Annotated in this window: 19 protein-coding genes; 9 read left to right on the top strand and 10 right to left on the bottom strand. The window is 73.6% G+C overall.

The genetic code is table 11. The annotated features are described in order from the left end of the window. Positions 1-38: 38 nt before the first annotated feature. From ACVJ1F_RS10285 to ACVJ1F_RS10270, 4 genes are all read right to left on the bottom strand, one after another. The gene (locus ACVJ1F_RS10285) at positions 39-731 is read right to left on the bottom strand and encodes a TetR/AcrR family transcriptional regulator (RefSeq protein ID WP_456885994.1); all 693 of its coding nucleotides are present in this window, start codon (positions 729-731) and stop codon (positions 39-41) included. 179 nt (positions 732-910) lie between these two features. After that, positions 911-1,213, bottom strand: a complete 303-nt coding sequence (locus tag ACVJ1F_RS10280; RefSeq protein ID WP_456885992.1) for a winged helix-turn-helix domain-containing protein — start codon at positions 1,211-1,213, stop codon at positions 911-913. Then, a complete protein-coding gene (locus ACVJ1F_RS10275; RefSeq protein WP_056043896.1) occupies positions 1,210-1,665 on the bottom strand; it encodes a hypothetical protein in 456 nt (151 codons plus the stop codon). The genes ACVJ1F_RS10280 and ACVJ1F_RS10275 overlap by 4 nt, the downstream gene beginning before the upstream one ends. Positions 1,666-1,849: 184 nt before the next feature. Continuing rightward, positions 1,850-2,725 (bottom strand): SDR family NAD(P)-dependent oxidoreductase, encoded by an 876-nt coding sequence (locus tag ACVJ1F_RS10270; protein WP_456885990.1) that lies wholly within the window; start codon positions 2,723-2,725, stop codon positions 1,850-1,852. 173 nt (positions 2,726-2,898) lie between these two features. Here ACVJ1F_RS10270 and ACVJ1F_RS10265 point away from each other — a divergent pair, with 173 nt between their 5' ends. The 4 genes from ACVJ1F_RS10265 (at position 2,899) to ACVJ1F_RS10250 (ending at position 5,874) form a co-directional block, all read left to right on the top strand. Then, positions 2,899-3,924 (top strand): SDR family NAD(P)-dependent oxidoreductase, encoded by a 1,026-nt coding sequence (locus tag ACVJ1F_RS10265; RefSeq protein WP_456885988.1) that lies wholly within the window; start codon positions 2,899-2,901, stop codon positions 3,922-3,924. A gap of 40 nt (positions 3,925-3,964) precedes the next feature. Further along, entirely contained in the window at positions 3,965-4,555 is a 591-nt protein-coding gene (locus ACVJ1F_RS10260) for a TetR/AcrR family transcriptional regulator (RefSeq protein WP_123571386.1), read from the top strand. 124 nt (positions 4,556-4,679) lie between these two features. Beyond that, positions 4,680-5,168, top strand: coding sequence for a PIN domain-containing protein (locus ACVJ1F_RS10255; protein WP_456885986.1), 489 nt, complete (start codon positions 4,680-4,682; stop codon positions 5,166-5,168). A 202-nt stretch (positions 5,169-5,370) separates the two neighbouring features. Beyond that, entirely contained in the window at positions 5,371-5,874 is a 504-nt protein-coding gene (locus tag ACVJ1F_RS10250) for a hypothetical protein (protein ID WP_456885984.1), read from the top strand. A 68-nt stretch (positions 5,875-5,942) separates the two neighbouring features. On the opposite strand, the gene ACVJ1F_RS10245 is transcribed toward ACVJ1F_RS10250, so the two are convergent. From ACVJ1F_RS10245 to ACVJ1F_RS10235, 3 genes are all read right to left on the bottom strand, one after another. Continuing rightward, entirely contained in the window at positions 5,943-6,836 is an 894-nt protein-coding gene (locus tag ACVJ1F_RS10245) for a LuxR C-terminal-related transcriptional regulator (RefSeq protein ID WP_456885982.1), read from the bottom strand. Positions 6,837-7,003: 167 nt separating this feature from the next. Further along, complete coding sequence (locus ACVJ1F_RS10240) at positions 7,004-8,326, bottom strand: sensor histidine kinase (RefSeq protein ID WP_456885980.1); 1,323 nt, start codon at positions 8,324-8,326, stop codon at positions 7,004-7,006. Next, a complete protein-coding gene (locus tag ACVJ1F_RS10235) occupies positions 8,323-8,994 on the bottom strand; it encodes a response regulator transcription factor (protein WP_456885978.1) in 672 nt (223 codons plus the stop codon). The genes ACVJ1F_RS10240 and ACVJ1F_RS10235 overlap by 4 nt, the downstream gene beginning before the upstream one ends. Positions 8,995-9,194: 200 nt before the next feature. Here ACVJ1F_RS10235 and ACVJ1F_RS10230 point away from each other — a divergent pair, with 200 nt between their 5' ends. From ACVJ1F_RS10230 to ACVJ1F_RS10215, 4 genes are read left to right on the top strand one after another with little or no spacing between them, the layout of a single operon-like run. Further along, a complete protein-coding gene (locus tag ACVJ1F_RS10230; RefSeq protein ID WP_456885976.1) occupies positions 9,195-9,704 on the top strand; it encodes a hypothetical protein in 510 nt (169 codons plus the stop codon). Beyond that, complete coding sequence (locus ACVJ1F_RS10225) at positions 9,701-10,765, top strand: peptidoglycan-binding protein (protein WP_456885974.1); 1,065 nt, start codon at positions 9,701-9,703, stop codon at positions 10,763-10,765. Before ACVJ1F_RS10230 ends, ACVJ1F_RS10225 begins: the two co-directional genes overlap by 4 nt. Next, positions 10,762-11,457: an ABC transporter ATP-binding protein gene (locus tag ACVJ1F_RS10220; RefSeq protein WP_043594658.1), complete on the top strand. Its 696-nt coding sequence runs from the start codon at positions 10,762-10,764 to the stop codon at positions 11,455-11,457. Before ACVJ1F_RS10225 ends, ACVJ1F_RS10220 begins: the two co-directional genes overlap by 4 nt. Then, positions 11,454-12,647, top strand: a complete 1,194-nt coding sequence (locus tag ACVJ1F_RS10215) for an ABC transporter permease (protein WP_456885972.1) — start codon at positions 11,454-11,456, stop codon at positions 12,645-12,647. Before ACVJ1F_RS10220 ends, ACVJ1F_RS10215 begins: the two co-directional genes overlap by 4 nt. A 10-nt stretch (positions 12,648-12,657) precedes the next feature. On the opposite strand, the gene ACVJ1F_RS10210 is transcribed toward ACVJ1F_RS10215, so the two are convergent. The 3 genes from ACVJ1F_RS10210 to ACVJ1F_RS10200 are packed head-to-tail and all read right to left on the bottom strand — an operon-like array spanning position 12,658 to position 14,779. Then, the gene (locus ACVJ1F_RS10210; protein ID WP_123571393.1) at positions 12,658-13,626 is read right to left on the bottom strand and encodes an aldo/keto reductase; all 969 of its coding nucleotides are present in this window, start codon (positions 13,624-13,626) and stop codon (positions 12,658-12,660) included. Beyond that, entirely contained in the window at positions 13,623-13,853 is a 231-nt protein-coding gene (locus tag ACVJ1F_RS10205; RefSeq protein ID WP_456885970.1) for a hypothetical protein, read from the bottom strand. Before ACVJ1F_RS10205 ends, ACVJ1F_RS10210 begins: the two co-directional genes overlap by 4 nt. Further along, positions 13,850-14,779 carry a helix-turn-helix transcriptional regulator gene (locus tag ACVJ1F_RS10200; RefSeq protein ID WP_082460081.1) on the bottom strand — a complete coding sequence of 310 codons (930 nt, stop codon included), beginning with the start codon at positions 14,777-14,779 and terminating at the stop codon, positions 13,850-13,852. The genes ACVJ1F_RS10205 and ACVJ1F_RS10200 overlap by 4 nt, the downstream gene beginning before the upstream one ends. 191 nt (positions 14,780-14,970) lie before the next feature. Between ACVJ1F_RS10200 and ACVJ1F_RS10195 the strand changes: the two genes are divergently transcribed. Further along, the gene (locus ACVJ1F_RS10195) at positions 14,971-15,720 is read left to right on the top strand and encodes a GntR family transcriptional regulator (RefSeq protein WP_043594651.1); all 750 of its coding nucleotides are present in this window, start codon (positions 14,971-14,973) and stop codon (positions 15,718-15,720) included. Positions 15,721-15,742 lie beyond the last annotated feature (22 nt).

Below are 15,742 nucleotides of genomic sequence, written 5' to 3'. Positions count from 1 at the left end.
AAGGAGGTGCGGGTCGGCCGGGCGTGCCGGCCGACGGGTCAGGGGGTGGTCGGGTCGGGCTCCGCCGAGGCGGCTGCTGCAGGGGTGGCCGTCGGCGGCGGCCCGTAGCCGGTGCGGACGCTCGTCGTCATCCGGTCGAGCAGGTCGGCCCAGACGTCGCGGCTGTCGGCGTCGACGATCGCACCGGTCCGCGTGATCCAGTGCCGGGCGACGACGGCGATGCCGTTCATCAGCGAGCTCACCAGCACCTCGGCCTCGAGCGGGTCGGTCGCGGGGCTGCGCTCGGCCATCTCGATCGAGAGCTGCTCGGTGACGCGGGCGAAGACGTCCTGCATCAGGCCGTGCGACCGGGGGTCGCTGCCGTCGCCGAGGACGCCCCAGAGGTACGAGACGACGGCCGGCAGGTCGATGCTCTGCATGGCCTGGATCATCTCGACGAACAAGGAGGCGCGACTGCCGTCACCGACGGGCGTCGCGGCGGTCGCGGCCCGGAACTCGTCGACGGCGCCGGTGAGCACGCGGGCGCAGGCCGTCATGACGACGTCGTCGAGCGACGAGAAGTGGTTGAAGACCGTGCGACGCGAGACGTCGGCGCGCTCGGCGAGCTCGTCGACGCTGAACCGCGGCGCCCCGCGCTCGGCGATGAGCGCGTCCGCGGCGTCGACGATGGCCTGACGGTGCTTCGCCTTGAGGGCGGCACGGCGATCGGGCACCAAGGTCTTGACGGTCACCTGCCTACACTAAGTGCAGCGACGCACTCGGTGCACCCTGAGTGCCTGGGGAGTCGCTGGGACTTGCGCGGCCGGGACGCGGCCTCCGTACCCCGCCGGCCCGCGCCTCCTCGTCCTGCCGACCAGACGAGGAGGGGCGCCCCCTGTGCTCGGCCACGGGACGCCCCCTGCCCCGGCGGCTAGTCCGCGGCGATCTCGCGGAGGGTGGCAAGGTGTTCGGCCCAGGCCTCGCGCCCGGCCGGCGTCGCCTTCAGGCTCGTCCGGGGCCGCTTGCCGACGAACCCCTTCGTCACGGCGACGTAGCCCGCCGCCTCGAGGGCGCTGACCTGCTTGCTCAGCGTCGAGTCGGTCACCTGCACGGCGTCGCGCAGGTCGCGGAAGTCGAGACCCTCGGCCGCGGCGAGCGCCGCCATCATCGAGAAACGGACGGGCTGGTGCAGCAACTCGGACAGCCGGAGGCGCGGGTGCGGTCGCGCGGTCATCGTCGCGCCTCGCGCACCTCGACGGCCGCGCAGGCGACCGACACCGCGAGCAGGACCGCCGCCATGACGGCACTGCCGACGACGTCCTGGCCCTGCGAGAAGCCGACGACGAGCATGGCTCCGACGTAGCAGGCGAAGAACGCGGCCAGGTAGGCCATCCAGCGCCGGCCGAAGCCCACGCGGGCCGACCTCCTCAGCAGGACGAACGCCACGACCAGGACGGCGATCCAGACGAGCAGGCCACCCATCGCGACGAAGTAGGCGGTGCCCGTCGTGAGCCCCATGGCGAGGGTGCCCATGGAAGCCGCGGCACCCAGGCCGAGCAGGAAGGCGACGGCGGGCCAGCTCGCCGCCGACGTCGCGCTGCGGCCCACGGCGTCCGCCCGGTCGAGCAGGCGCCGGGCCTCGGCGGAGTCGGGGGTGCCGGTCGTGCCGGTGATGTCAGCGGTCATGGTGGTCGTCCTCTCGTAGGACTCCCACTCTAGAAAGTACTTTCCCGATAAGCAAGTACTTTCTCGTCGATTCGATCGAGTGGGCAGAAGATGTTCGTCCCCCGCGGCGGAAGGACGTCTTCTGCCCACTCGACGGGCCCGTCGAGGTCGGGGCGCCCGGCCGGGCGCGGCCGACCGGGCCGGGCTAGATCGTCTCGTCGAGGTCGAGCAGACGGGCGCTCTCGTCCCACAGGCGCCGGGCGAGGTCGGCGTCGGCCGCCTGACGGGCCACGCGACCGGGGGCCTTGAGGCGGTCGAAGTAGTTTCCGCTCGGCGCGGGCACGGTCGCCGCCCCCGCGAGGCGGATCAGCGGCTCGGCTCCATCCTCGGTCGAGACGGCCAGGCGCTTGGCCGCGGTCATGAACGCGCCGTCGCCACCGAAGCCCGAGGCGACGAACCCGGGGTGGAACGCGAACGCGTCGACCCCGCCGCCGGCGCGGGGCAGGCGTCGGGCCAGCTCACGGGTGAACAGCACGTTGAGCAGCTTCGAGGTGCCGTAGGCGCGGAAGCCGCCGGCCCACGCACCCCGTGCGTTGTCGAGGTCGTCCAGGTCGACCCTGCCGAAGAGGTTGCCGGCACTCGAGGTCTGGACGATGCGGACCGACCCGGCCGGCGCCTCCTTCGCCGTCTCGAGGAGGCGCGGCGTCAGCAACGCGGTCAGGAGGAACGGAGCGAGGTGGTTGCCCTGGAACGTCGTCTCGTGGCCGTCGACGGTGAGCGAGCGCTCGGGGATCGTGGCGCCGGCGTTGTTGGCGAGCACGTGGATGCGCGGCAGCTCGGCGAGCAGCTGCTCGGCCAGGTCACGGACGGTCGACAGGTCGGAGAAGTCGGCGAGGTAGGCGGTGCCGCCGATCTCGTGCGCGACGGTGCGGGTGCGGTCGGGGTTGCGGCCGACGACGGCGACGGTGGCTCCGAGGCGGGCGAGCTCGCGGGCGGCGGCGCGGCCGATGCCCGAGCTGGCTCCGGTGACGACCACGGTCCGGTCGTCGAGGCGGGCGGCGGGAGGCAGGGTGACGGTCATGCAGGGGACGCTAGGCGGGATGCGCCGGGCCGGGTCGGCGGTCGGCGTTCTCTCGGCAGGCGTACAGCCGCGCGGGCCTCCGCCCGCGGTAGCGTCGCATTACGAGACGAAGTGTCTCGATTCATGGCGTGGTCTCCGCGCCTCGACCCGCCCCTCCTCAGAGAAGAGACGACATGTCCGACGCCACCGCCCCCCTGACCGGCTCCCGCACCATCGGCACCTGGCTCGACCACCCCGAGGGCGGGCCGGCGCTCCGTGCCGCCCTCGGGCAGGGAGGCGCGTTCGACGAGGGCGCGCTGGCCCCGGTCCGCGGCCTGCCGCTGCAGCAGCTGGTCGTGATGAGCCAGGGGCAGGTGCCGCAGGAGCTGGTCGACGGCCTGGTGCTGCAGGTCAACGGCGGCGTCGTGCCCGACGAGGCGGCCGAGGCCGACGGTCCGTGGCGCGAGACCGTCACCCCCGGTCGCTTCGCCGGCAAGACCGTGATCGTCACGGGAGCGGCGTCCGGCATCGGCCGGGCGACGGCGTCGCGGGTGGCGCGCGAGGGCGGTCGAGTCGTCGCCGTCGACCTCTTCGCCGACAAGCTGGAGGCACTGGTCGCCTCCCTGCCCGACGCCGACGTGGTCACCGTGGCCGGCGACATCACGAAGCAGGACGACATCGACGCGATCGTCGCGGCGGCCGGCGACCGCATCGACGCCCTGGCCAACATCGCCGGCATCAACGACGACTTCTCGCCCCTGCACGAGACGAGCGACGCCATGTGGGACCGCGTGATCGGCATCAACCTCACCGGCGGGTTCAAGCTGTCGCGCGCCGTGATCCCCGTGATGCTCGGGGCCGGGCGCGGCTCGGTCGTCAACGTGGCCTCGGAGGCGGGACTGCGCGGCAACGCGTCGGGCAACGCGTACACGGTGTCGAAGCACGGCGTCGTCGGCCTGACCAAGTCGGCGGCCTTCATGTACGCGAAGCAGGGCATCCGGGTCAACGCGGTGGCACCCGGCGGCGTGGCGACGGGCATCCCGTTCCCGGCGAACGTGTCCGAGGCGGGGTCGGCGCGGCTCCGTCCGTTCCAGGCGGCGATCCCGACGATCGCGACGGCCGAGGAGCTCGCGGCGTCGATCACGTTCCTGCTGAGCGACGACGCGGTGAACGTCAACGGCGCGATCCTGGCGAGCGACGGCGGCTGGTCGGTCCAGTAGGAGGGGTGGGGCCGCGGCGGGCGTGCGGGAGGATGGACCGGTGACCACCGCACGCCCCGGCCGCGCCCGCAGCGAGGCCGCCCGCCTCGCGATCCTCGACGCGACCCGCGACGAGCTGGCCGAGCGTGGCTACGACAAGCTCTCGCTCGACCGCATCGCCGCGGCGGCGGGGGTCGGCAAGGCGACGATCTACCGCTGGTACCCGGCGAAGGCGGCACTGGTGGCCGAGGGCATGCTCACGGGACACCTGCTGCCCCACCTCGAGGTGGCCGACACGGGCGACGTCCGACGGGACGTGCTCGACTGGCTCCGCGCCTCCTTCTCGACCTTCGCCTCGCCCGCGGCGGGCGGGCTGATCCGCGCGTCCATCGCGGCGACCGCCGAGGACGCCGCCGTCGCCGAGCACTACGAGGAGCGGGTCACCTCGGTCACGCGGGCGGCACTGCTGGCCCGCCTCGAGTCCGGGAGGCGCGCGCGGCAGATCCGGGACGGCGCCCCCCTCGAGGCCCTCGTCGAGTCGCTGATCGGCACCGTGCTGCTGCACGTCGTGACGCGCCGCGATCCCGGGCCGGCCGCGCTCCAGGCCACGGTGGACCTGCTGTTCGACGGCGTCGCGGCGCGGTCGGACTGACGCGTCACTGCCCGACCATCGCCTCCTCCACAGAGGGTGCCGAGCGTGCCCGAAGGCGTCCGCCTGTGGAGGGACGCCTCCATCGCCTCGATCCGCCGCGGACGAGCCCGGGGACGCCCGACGCGTGAGCGCCGCCCGGCAGGGGCTCCGCGTCGCCGACCTCGACGAGCGAGGGACGGAGCTGCGGCGGCCCCGATTCATCATCGACGATTCGGCGTGGCAACGGGTCGCCACCGAGCCGACGGTCCGTGACGCGATCGAGGCGATCATCCGGACGACCGCGCCCGACGACGTCCTCATCTGCCCACCCGTCGCCGCCGGGTACGGCTTCAGCGCCCGGAGCCCCGAGGACCACTCCGCGATCGTCCTGACGCTGGCCGACGCCTTCTCGGACTGCCGGCTCCATCCGGAGGTACGAGAGGTCGCAGCCATCCAAGCCGCTCTCTTCTCCGCGAGCACGGGCCGGGCAGCAGGCGCCGTCGACGTCCTCGTCGCCGCCTACGCCGTCCTGAACCAGGCCACCGTCGTGCACTACGACCGGGACTTCACCCACATCGCCCGCGTCCACCCCGGTCTCCGGCAGCAGTGGGTGGTGGCCGAGGGCAGCCTCTGAGCAGGTCGCGCGGGCCCGACGAGCCGGCGTCGTACTCCGGTGACGCGCCACCGGGGCCCATCGTTGGTCACCCGACCAACGTCGACCGTGAACGCGTGCATCGCACCGCCGCCGGCCACAGGATCGTTCTCGCAAGGCAGTTCCACTCGACAACACGAAGCACCGCAACTCGAACTCCTACGACAACGAAAGAGGACGAACCATGAGCAAGCTGAAGTCGAAGACCGCCACGATCATCGCCGCCGTCGCCGTGAGCGGCGGCGCCGTCACGGGGCTGAGCGGATTCGCCGCCGCTCCCGCACAGGCGGCGACCACCGCCCCCGCCTCGCCGGAGTCCAGCACCGGCAGCCCGATCACGGGCAGCGTCACCCTCGACCCGCTGGCGATCGTCAGCGCGATCAGCGCCGCCGTCAACGACCAGGGCGACCGGTCGGGCGCCGTGCTGGCCGCCCTGGACGTCGGCTACTACAACGCCGGCAACCCCGACCGGCTCACGGTCGCGGTCGTGAACAAGAACCAGGACATCGCCGTCGAGGGCTCGATCGTCGACGCCCAGCCGATCGACATCAAGGGCGGCAGCTACGTCATCTACTGGTTCGACGGCCCCGGCAAGGTCACCAACAACGGTGACGGCGGCTACCTGAACTGGGGCGTGCTCGGCAACAACGTCAAGACCGACAACGTCATCAGCATCAACGGCGGCTGACCCCACCGCGGCACCGCGAACCCGCCCCGACGTCCTCACCGGACGCCGGGGCGGGTTCGCGTGCGCCGTCAGGCCGGGGGCAGGGCAGGAGGCGCGGGTCGGTTCGGCGCCTCGACCGCCGCCTGGCCGTCCCGACGGCGCCCCCGCCGCACGATGCGCGACCGGATGACGCCCTTGACGAACGCGACCGAGACGAGCGCCGTCCGGTTCGGGGCGCTCCACGTCCGCATGAGACGGGCCAGGTGCCAGGCCACGGCCTGGCGGCTGTAGGCCGTCTCGCGGGCGATCTCGGCGTTCGAGAGGCCGTAGGCGGTGAGCGTGAGCATCTGCCGCTCGACGTCGTCGAGGTCGGGGGCGTCGGCCACGAGGTCGAGCACGACGTCGGGCCCCGGGGCCGCAGGGGATGGCTGGGAGCCGCCCGCGCCTCCTGGTCCCCCGCCCGGCGAGGCGGCGACGAGACGGGGCCGGTGCCGCGCCCACTCCTCGGCCCAGCAGGTCCCGAGCTCGTGGGCGACCTGCGAGGCGCGCGCCATCGCGAGGACGAGCGCCCCGGCCTGCCCGCCCGACGCCGAGTGCATGACGAGCGAGAAGATGCGCAGCGCGGGCAAGGCCCCCCGCAGGACGACGGCCAGGTCGACGTCGGGGCAGGTCGCACTGCGGCGGGCGACGGCACGCAACTCGTCGAGGCACGAGCCCGACACCGGACGACCGTGCTCGACCGCGGCGAGGGCCGGACCGAGCACGATCGGCACGATCTCTGCGTACCGGTCGCGCAGCCACGACCGGCCGGTCGCCCCGACGTCCTCGAGCGAGCAGTCGAGCAGCAGGTCGCTGAACTCGTCGTGCCGGGCGTCGAGCCGCAACCCCAGGGGCTGACCCGGGCGCATGATCGTCGTCGGGCGGCCCGTCGCGGAGCCGCCCGTCGTCGGGCGGTCCGCGGGGACGCCACCCTGCTCGGTCAACGTCCCACCCCCCGGTCGCGGCGCCGGCGCCCCTGGCCGGTCGGCCCGCCTCGCGGGCACGTTCCGAGCCTAGGAGCGACGAGCCGGTCGCACAGTCGGCTGGCTGGCCGACCGCGGTGTCCCCCGCAGGGGCCGGACCGACGCGACGGCGTGCCCGCCGGGCCGGTTCACCGGCCGGTCGCGGGCGCGGCGAACACCACGCGCACGACGAGACCGCCCGAAGGAGGCGCATCGAGGGTCAGCGTCGCCCCGTGCGTCTCGGCGACGGCCGCGACCAGGGCCAGGCCGAGGCCGTGGGAGCCGGCGACCCGGCCCGCCGACCGGTAGAAGGGCTCGGTCAGGCGCGTGACCTCGGCCGGGTCGATGACCTCGCCGCCGTTGGCCACGTGCAGGGTCGCCGCCCCCGAGGCGTCGGCGCCGACCGTCACGTCGAGTCGGCCGCCGGGCTCGTTGTGGCCGATGCCGTTGCGGACGAGGTTGCCGACGAGCACGGAGAGCAGGGCCCGGTCTCCGGTGACCAGCGTGGGACGGGCGGTGCGGCGCACCTCGACCCGCGCCTCCTCGGCAGCGGACGCCGTGGCGGCGAGGACCTCGTCGACCACGGCGACGAGGTCGACCCGGTCGGCGGCCACGCCGTCGCCGGACTGTGCGTCGGACAGGGCGAGCAGCGCCTCGACCGTCGCGATGCTGCGGGTGTTCATCTCGCGCAGGCGTCGGATCGTCACCGCCGGCGGTGAGCCGACCGCGTCGCCGACGCCTGTCGGGTCGAGCGCGAGGGCCGCGTCGAGCATCGCCTGCGTCGTCGCGAGGGGCGTGCGGAGCTCGTGCGACGCGTTGGCGGCGAAGCGGCGTTGGGCCTCGTACGAACGGTCGAGCCGGTCGAGCATGTCGTCGAACGTCGACGCGAGGCGTCCGAACTCGTCGTCGGGGCGCCCGGGCGCCGTCGTGGCGAGCCGTCGCCGGAACGACCCCGCAGCGCCGTGCTCGGCCTCGCGCGCCGCGGTCGCGAGGTGCCCGATCGGCCGGAGGAGGCGCCCGGCGACCATCCAGCTCAGCCAAACGCCGACGACCAGCGCGACGACGAACACGATCGACGACGTCGTCAGGAGCACGCGCAGGAGGTCGCTCTCGCCCGAGATGGTGACCGCCGGGCGCAACTCGGCGGTCTCGGGGACGGGCAGCGCCTCGGGGACGGGCGGTGTCCCGGCGGCGGGCGGCGCCCCACCGGTGACCACGCCGGCGTCGACCGAGGGCGCCCACGAGGCCGTCGGCGACGCGAGGTCGCCCGGCTCGGCGCTCGACGTGCGCAGGGCGGTGATGCGGTAGTCGGGCACGAAGCGCATCACGAGGAAGACCGAGGCCACGATCGACAGGCCCACGACCGTCAGCACCGCGCTGACGGTGGCGGTGAGCCGGAGACGGGCGCTGCCCCGGTGACGCAGCCCGCGCCTCTTGGGCCTGGTGGGTGTCGAGTCGACGCCGCCGGTCACGAGCCGGCCTCGGCGGCGATGCGGTAGCCGCTGCCGGGGACGGTGTGGATGAGCCAGGGCTCGCCCAGGCGTCGCCGGAGGTTCGAGATCGTGACCCGCACCGAGTTCGTGAACGGGTCGGCGTTCTCGTCCCAGGCCTTCTCGAGCAGCCGCTCGGCGCTGACCACGCCCCCGTCGGCCGCCAGCAGCACGCCGAGCACCGCGAACTCCTTGCGCGTCAGCTTCACGTAGCGGCCGTCGCGGTACACCTCGCGGCGGAACGGGTCGTAGCGCAGGTCGCCGCAGACCATGACCGGCGGACGGGCCTGACGCGGGCGCCGGGCGAGGGAGCGCAGCCGGGCGATCAGCTCGGGGAACTCGAACGGCTTGACGAGGTAGTCGTCGGCACCGAGCTCGAAGCCGTCGACCTTGTCACGGGTGCGACCGGCCGCGGTGAGCATCAGGACGCCCGGGCCGTCACCGGCGGCGGTCACCGAGGCGCAGACGTCGTCGCCGTGCGTGCCCGGCAGGTCGCGGTCGAGCAGCACGACGTCGTAGTCGTTCAGCGCGATCGCCTCGAGGGCGGCGTCGCCGTCGTGCACGACGTCGACGGCCATCGCATGACGTTCGAGGACGCTCTGGACGGCCTCGGCGAGGTAGACCTCGTCCTCGGCGACGAGTACGCGCATGGTGGCTCCTGTTCGGGTCGGGACGGACGGGACGCGGACGCCCTTCTCGAGGGTGACATGTCGGATGTCACCGAAGCGTAAAGCCCGCCGTTTACGGGCCGGCAACGAGCCGTGCGGTGGTCTGGACCCCGTCGCCCGACGAGGGCGACGCCGCGACCGCCGGTCGCGGCCCGTGATCGTGGAAGACCAGGAGTCCCCTCATGTCCAGAACCCGTGGCACCCTCTTCGCCGCCCTCCCCCTGCTCGTCGTCGCCCTCGCCGGCTGCTCGACCGCCGCCGACGACGCCGCCGCCGAGACGAAGTCCGAGTCGCAGATCGCCGCCGACGCCCAGGCGTGGGACCTCGCGAACGCGAACTGCCTCCGCGAGGAGGGCGTCGACATCGGCGACCCCTCGGGCGACGGCGGAGGCATGGCGATCTCGCGCGGCGACGACATGGACATGGATGCCCTGTTGGCCGCCTCGGAGAAGTGCCGGGAGTCGACGACCGACGAACTCGGCGAGCGCCCCGTGACCGCGTCCGAGAAGGAGAGCCAGGACGAGTTCGACGCGAGGCTGCGCGAGTCCGCCGAGTGCGTCCGTGACGCGGGATACGACGTGACCGACCAGCTCGACGGAGCCGGCGGCACGGACACGATGGACGACGTCCCCGAGGGCGTGCTCGAGGAGTGCGGCGCGTTCGGCAGCATGCCCACGACGGTGACCCGGTGAGCCCGTCGCGCCGAGCCGTCGCCTGGTCGTCCGTCGCCGGCGTGGCCGTGGTCGGGGCCGCCGTCACCGCCGTGTTCCTGGTCGGACCGCCCGGGGCGTCCCGTGCCGCCGACGCGCAGGTCGCGGCGGGCACGACGACGAGGCCCACCACGGCCGTGGTCGAACAGGGCACGCTGACCGGCACGACGACCAGGGCGGGCAGACTCAGCCGCCTCGACGGGCCCACGATCGCCGGGTCCGCACCCGGCACCATCACCTCGCTGCCGAAGGTCGGCGACGCCCTCTCGGCACGCAGCGAGCTCTTCCGGGTCGACGACGAACCGGTCACCGCGTTCGAGGGCGCCCTGCCGCAGTGGCGGGCGTTCGAGCAGGGCATGGCGAAGGGCCCGGACGTGCGACAGCTCGAGGACAACCTCAAGGCCTGGGGATACTTCCCGGGCACCCCGGACGACACGTTCGACCGGCGCACCGCGAACGCCGTCTCGGCCTGGCAGAAGGACACCGGCCAGGAGCGCACCGGGTCGATCGCCCGGGGTGCCCTGCAGTTCGTCACGGGGTCGTTCACGGTCAGCACGCTGACGGCGGCCGTCGGCGACGCCTCGGGCGGCGATCTGTACGACACGGCCCGCGACGACAAGGTCGTGTCGGTCGACCTGCCCGTCGGGTCGCCGCTGGCGGCCGTCGACGGGGTCGTCTCGGTCGCACTGCCCGGTCACGGCACCGTTCCCGGGCGGGTGTCCGACGTGGGGGCGGCCGTGGCCGACGAGACCGCGGGCACGACGACGGTCCCCGTCACGGTGTCGCTCGACGACCCGGCGGCGGCCGGCGACCTGACCGACGCGTCGGTGCAGGTCGACTTCGTCTCCGAGGTGGAGGAGAACGTGCTGCACGTGCCGGTCCTCGCCCTGGGCGCGGCCGTCGACGACGGCTTCGTCGTCGAGGTGCTCCAGCCGGACGGCACGACGACGGCCGTGCCGGTCGAGGCCGGCCTGTTCGCCGGCGACCGGGTCGAGGTGACCGGCGACGTCCGGGCCGGCGACGAGGTCGTGGTGCCCGCATGAGCGCCGTGATCGAGCTGCACGACGTCACGCGCGAGTACGGCCGCCCCCCGACGACCGCGTTGTCGTCGGTGTCGCTGCGGATCGACCGCGGCGAGCTCGTCGCGATCGTCGGCCCGTCCGGATCGGGCAAGTCGACCCTGCTGAACGTCCTCGGCACGCTGGACCGCCCCACCTCGGGCACCGTGCTCGTCGACGGCGTCGACGTGGCCGAGCAGAACGACCGTGAGCTGTCGGCCCTGCGGGCGCACCGCATCGGGTTCGTCTTCCAGCAGTTCCACCTCAGCGAGGGCGTCAGCGCGACCGACAACGTCGCGAACGGCCTGCTCTACGCGGGCGTGCCGCTCCGGCAGCGCCGAGCACGAGCGCGGGAGGCCCTCGAGCGGGTCGGACTGGGGCACCGCCTGACCCACCGACCGAACCAGCTCTCGGGCGGTGAACGGCAACGCGTCGCCATCGCGCGGGCCGTCGTGCACCGCCCGTCGCTGCTGCTGGCCGACGAACCCACCGGCAACCTCGACACGAAGGCCGGCGAGGGCATCGTGTCGCTGCTCGGCGAGCTGCACGCCGAGGGCACCACGATCGTCGTCATCACCCACGACGTCGAGCTCGCCGAGCGGTTGCCCCGGCGGGTGACGATCCGCGACGGGCACCTGGTGCACGACAGCGCGACCCTCGCGGGGGTGACCGCATGAGCGCCTCGGGGACGCCCTCGCGCCTCCTCGGGTCGGACGTCGTGCGACTGGGCGTGTCCGGGCTGGCGTCCCGACCCACCAGGGCCGTGCTGTCGGCGCTCGGCATCGCGATCGGCATCGCCGCCATGATCGCCGTGGTCGGCATCTCGACGTCGAGCCAGGCGAAGCTCGCGGCGACCCTCGACGAGCTCGGCACGAACCTGCTCTCGGCCTCCCAGGGGAAGGACTTCTTCGGCGAGGCCGTCGACCTGCCCCTGACGGCGGGGGTGTCGGCCGGGCACACCGAGGGGGTGCGATCGGCCGCGACGACCGGCACGGTGGCCGACGTCGGCGTGTACCGCAACAGCGCGGTGCCCGCGGGCAACACGAACGGGATCACGGTGCGGTCGGCGTCACCCACGCTGCTGGACGTGCTCGAGGCCCGCGTGGCGAGGGGCGTCTGGCTGACCGACGGCATGGCGCGGTACCCCGTGGTCGTGCTCGGCGCCGAGGCGGCGAACCGGTTGGGCGTCACCGAACCGGGACGGCACGTGATCGTCGGCAGCACCGGGTACGTGGTGGCGGGCATCCTCGAACCGGTGCCGCTGGCGCCCGAGATCGACTCGTCGGCGCTGATCGGCGAACGGGCCGCGGAGGCGTTGGCCGGTTCGCCTGTCCACCCGACCGCGGTCTACGTGCGGGCCGACCCCGCCCGGGTGCCGCAGGTGCGCGACGTGCTCGCGCGGTCCATCCAGCCGCGGAGCCCGTCCGACGTGGAGGTGACGCGACCGTCCGACGCGCTGGCCGCGCAGCAGGCAGCGGACCAGGCGTTCACCGGGCTGCTGGTCGGCCTCGGCGGTGTCGCTTTGCTGGTCGGCGGCATCGGCGTGGCGAACACGATGGTGATCTCGGTGCTCGAACGGAGGCGCGAGATCGGGCTGCGGCGGGCGCTCGGGGCGACGCGGTCGCACATCCGGCAGCAGTTCCTGGCCGAGGCCCTGTTCCTGTCGCTGCTCGGCGGGGTGGCCGGGGTGCTGCTCGGCGTGGCGGTGACCGCGGTGTTTGCCGCTCTGCGGGGGTGGCCACCGTCGATCCCGCCTGTGGTGCTCGTCGCCGGACTCGTCGCGACGCTCGTGATCGGGGCTCTGGCCGGGCTGTGGCCCGCGGTGCGAGCGGCACGCACCCCGCCGACGGAGGCGCTGCAGTCGTGAGGGGGGCGCCTCACCACCAGAACGGTGACTGCGGCCGGTAGGGCTCCTCGAGGCGGCGGACGTCGTCGTCGGTCAGCTCGACGTCCAGGGCGGCGACGGCGTCGGCGAGGTGGTGCGGCTTCGTCGCGCCGACGATCGGGGCCGAGACGACGGGGTTCCGCAGCACCCACGCCACGGCGACCTGGGCCATCGACACCCCGTGCTCGGCGGCGACCTGCTCGACGGCGTCGATGATCGGGCCGTCCTCGTCGGCGTCGAAGGCCTTCGCGACCTCGTCGACGGCGGACCGCTCGGTGGTCGCACCACGCGGTCGCGTCAGCCGTCCCTTGCCCTGCGGCGAGTAGGGCACGAGCCCGACGCCGAGGTCGGCGCAGAGTGGGATCATCTCGCGTTCCTCCTCGCGCTTCAGCAGGTTGTACTGGTCCTGCATGGTCGAGAAGGGCGTCCAGCCGTTGACCACGGCGGCGGTCTGCATCTTCGCGAACTGCCAGGCGAACATGCTCGAGGCGCCCGTGTACCGGACCTTGCCGGCCCGGACCAGGTCGTGGAGCGCCTCCATCGTCTCCTCCACCGGGGTCTCGGGGTCGAAGCGGTGGATCTGGTACAGGTCGACGTGGTCGGTGCCGAGTCGCGTGAGCGACGCGTCGACCTGCTCGAGGATCGCCCCGCGTGACAGCCCCGCTCCCCCCGGACCGTCGTGCATGCGACCGCTGACCTTCGTCGCCAGAACGACGTCCTCGCGGCGGGAGTACTCGCGCATCGCGCGGCCGACGAACTCCTCGCCGGTGCCCTGCTGGTAGACGTTCGCGGTGTCCCAGAAGGTGACCCCGAGCTCGACGGCCTGGCGGAAGAACGGTGCCGAGGCCGCCTCGTCGAGCGTCCACGAGTGGAGGCCCCGGGTGGGGTCGCCGTAGCTCATGCAGCCGAGGCCGATGCGGCTGACCTTCAGCCCTGTGGTGCCCAGACGGGTGTACTTCACGGTCGTGCCTCCTCGGCGTTCGAGGGTGGTTGGTTCTCCATGGTGGCGGAGGCCTCTGCGGCGTCGGTCGCGCCGGGCGCGCGGCGGTGGAAGAGCGCGGCGATCGCCCAGGGGCCCGGCTGGAGACGCACCGCCATCTCGTCCAGCACCCGCGCCTCCTGCTCTCGGTCGCGCGTGAGGTCGGAGATCTCGCAGGAGGCGCGCCACCACATCGCGAGGCGGCTCACGATCCGGCCGCCTCGCGCGGTCCGCTCGCGACGTCGGGTCGGTCCGGGGCGTCGGCGCGGACGACCGCCGGGTCGGCCTGCGGCGCCGCCCAGCTGGCGAGGAGGCGGAGGCGCTCCTCGGTCGGCGAGCCGGGCTCGGCGCTGTAGACGAGGAAGTTCAGGCCCGGGCGGCCCATCGGCTCCATGGCCTCGTAGACCATGTCGAGCTGACCGACGACCGGGTGGTGGAAGCGCTTCTGGCCGGACGTGTGGTGGCGCACCTCGTGGGCGCCCCAGCGCACGCGGAACTCGTCGCTGCGGGTGGACAGTTCGCCGATCAGGTCGTGCAGGGCGCGGTCGTGGGGGTCGCGGCCGGCCTCGGTGCGCAGGATCGCGACGTTGATGTCGGCGGCCACCGACCACGACGGGTAGAAGGCCTCGGCCTGCTCGCGGTGCAGGAAGACGAAGCGGGCGAGGTTGACCGGCCGCTCGTCGAGGGCGTAGAGGTCGGAGTAGAGCGCACGGAAGAGCGCGTTCTCGGCGAGGACGTCCATGCGGCCGTTGCGGACGAACGCGGGCCCGGCCGTCACGGCGTCGAGCACGAGCTGCATGCTGCGCGAGACGGTCTCGGGCGGACGGCGTCGACGCCGGGCGCGCACGGGCGACTCGTTCGCGGCGCGGGCGAGGTCGGCCAGGTGCTCGCGTTCGGCGTCGTCGAGCAGCAGGGCGGTCGCGAGCGAGTCGAGCACGACCTCGGACACCCCGCCGAGGCGCCCGCGTTCGAGCCGCGTGTAGTACTCGACGCTGACGCCCGCGAGCAGCGCCACCTCGCTCCGCCGCAGTCCGGGCACGCGGCGTCCGGGGCCGCCCGGCAGCTCGACCTGCTCGGGCCGCACCCGCGCCCGTCGGCTGGTCAGGAAGTCGCGGATCTCGCTCTCGGTGTCCATGCCCTCGACGCTACGACAGGGGCGGGTCGCGGTGGGAAGCCCTGGTGGTGACCCCCTCGGCGCGACGACGGGACGAACCCCGTTCGCGAAGGAGAACCCCGATGGAACGGGGTTCTCCTTCGCGAACGGGGTTCGTCGTCGCGGACGGGGCCCATGACGAGCCCGACCCCACCGCTCGGTAAGATCCGCACGTGCCTTCGACCCTCTACGAGCAGATCGCCGACGACCTGCGGCGGCGCATCCTGAGCGGCGACCTCGCGGTCGGCGACGACGTGCCGAGCGAGGGCGAGCTGGCCGAGCAGTGGCGCACCTCCCGCGGGCCGATCCGCAACGCCCTCGCCGCCCTGCGCTCCGAGGGCCTGGTCGAGACCCGGCGCGGCCGCCCGGCGCGGGTCGTCGCACGCAAGGCGCACCACCCGGTCGACGTGTCGATCCCCTTCACCAAGTGGGTGCGCGACGTCGGCGGCGAGCCCGGCGCCCGCACGCAGGAGGTGTCGCTGCGCCGCGCCGACGACGACAAGGCCCGGTCGCTCGGCATCGAGCCGGGCGCCCTCGTGGTCGACGTCGTCCGGCTGCGACTCGTCGACGGCCGCCCGACCATGCTCGAGCGCCTGACCTTCATCGAGGAGGTCGGCCGCGTGCTGTTCGACGTCGACCTCGACACGGTGTCGATCACCGAGTACCTCGACTCGCGGGGCTTCGGCTACGCCGACATCGACCACGAGATCGACGCGGTCGCCGCCGACGAGCTCGACGCCGAACTGCTCGGGGTCGAGCCCGGCACGCCGATCCTGCGGCTGCACCGCATCACGCGCGGCCCCGACGGCCGCACCTTCGAGGCCTCGGACGACCGGTACCGCAGCGACATCGTCCGCTTCACCGTCTCGGCGTCGGGCCGGGCCCGCGAGGGCGACCACTTCATCCGCGCGATCGGCCCCTGAGCGGCGCCGACCCGCACCCCTC

The organism is Frigoribacterium sp. 2355 (assembly GCF_054060695.1).
The sequence above is the reverse complement of the archived record's forward strand: the minus strand, read 5'-3'. Positions and strand labels throughout refer to the sequence as shown.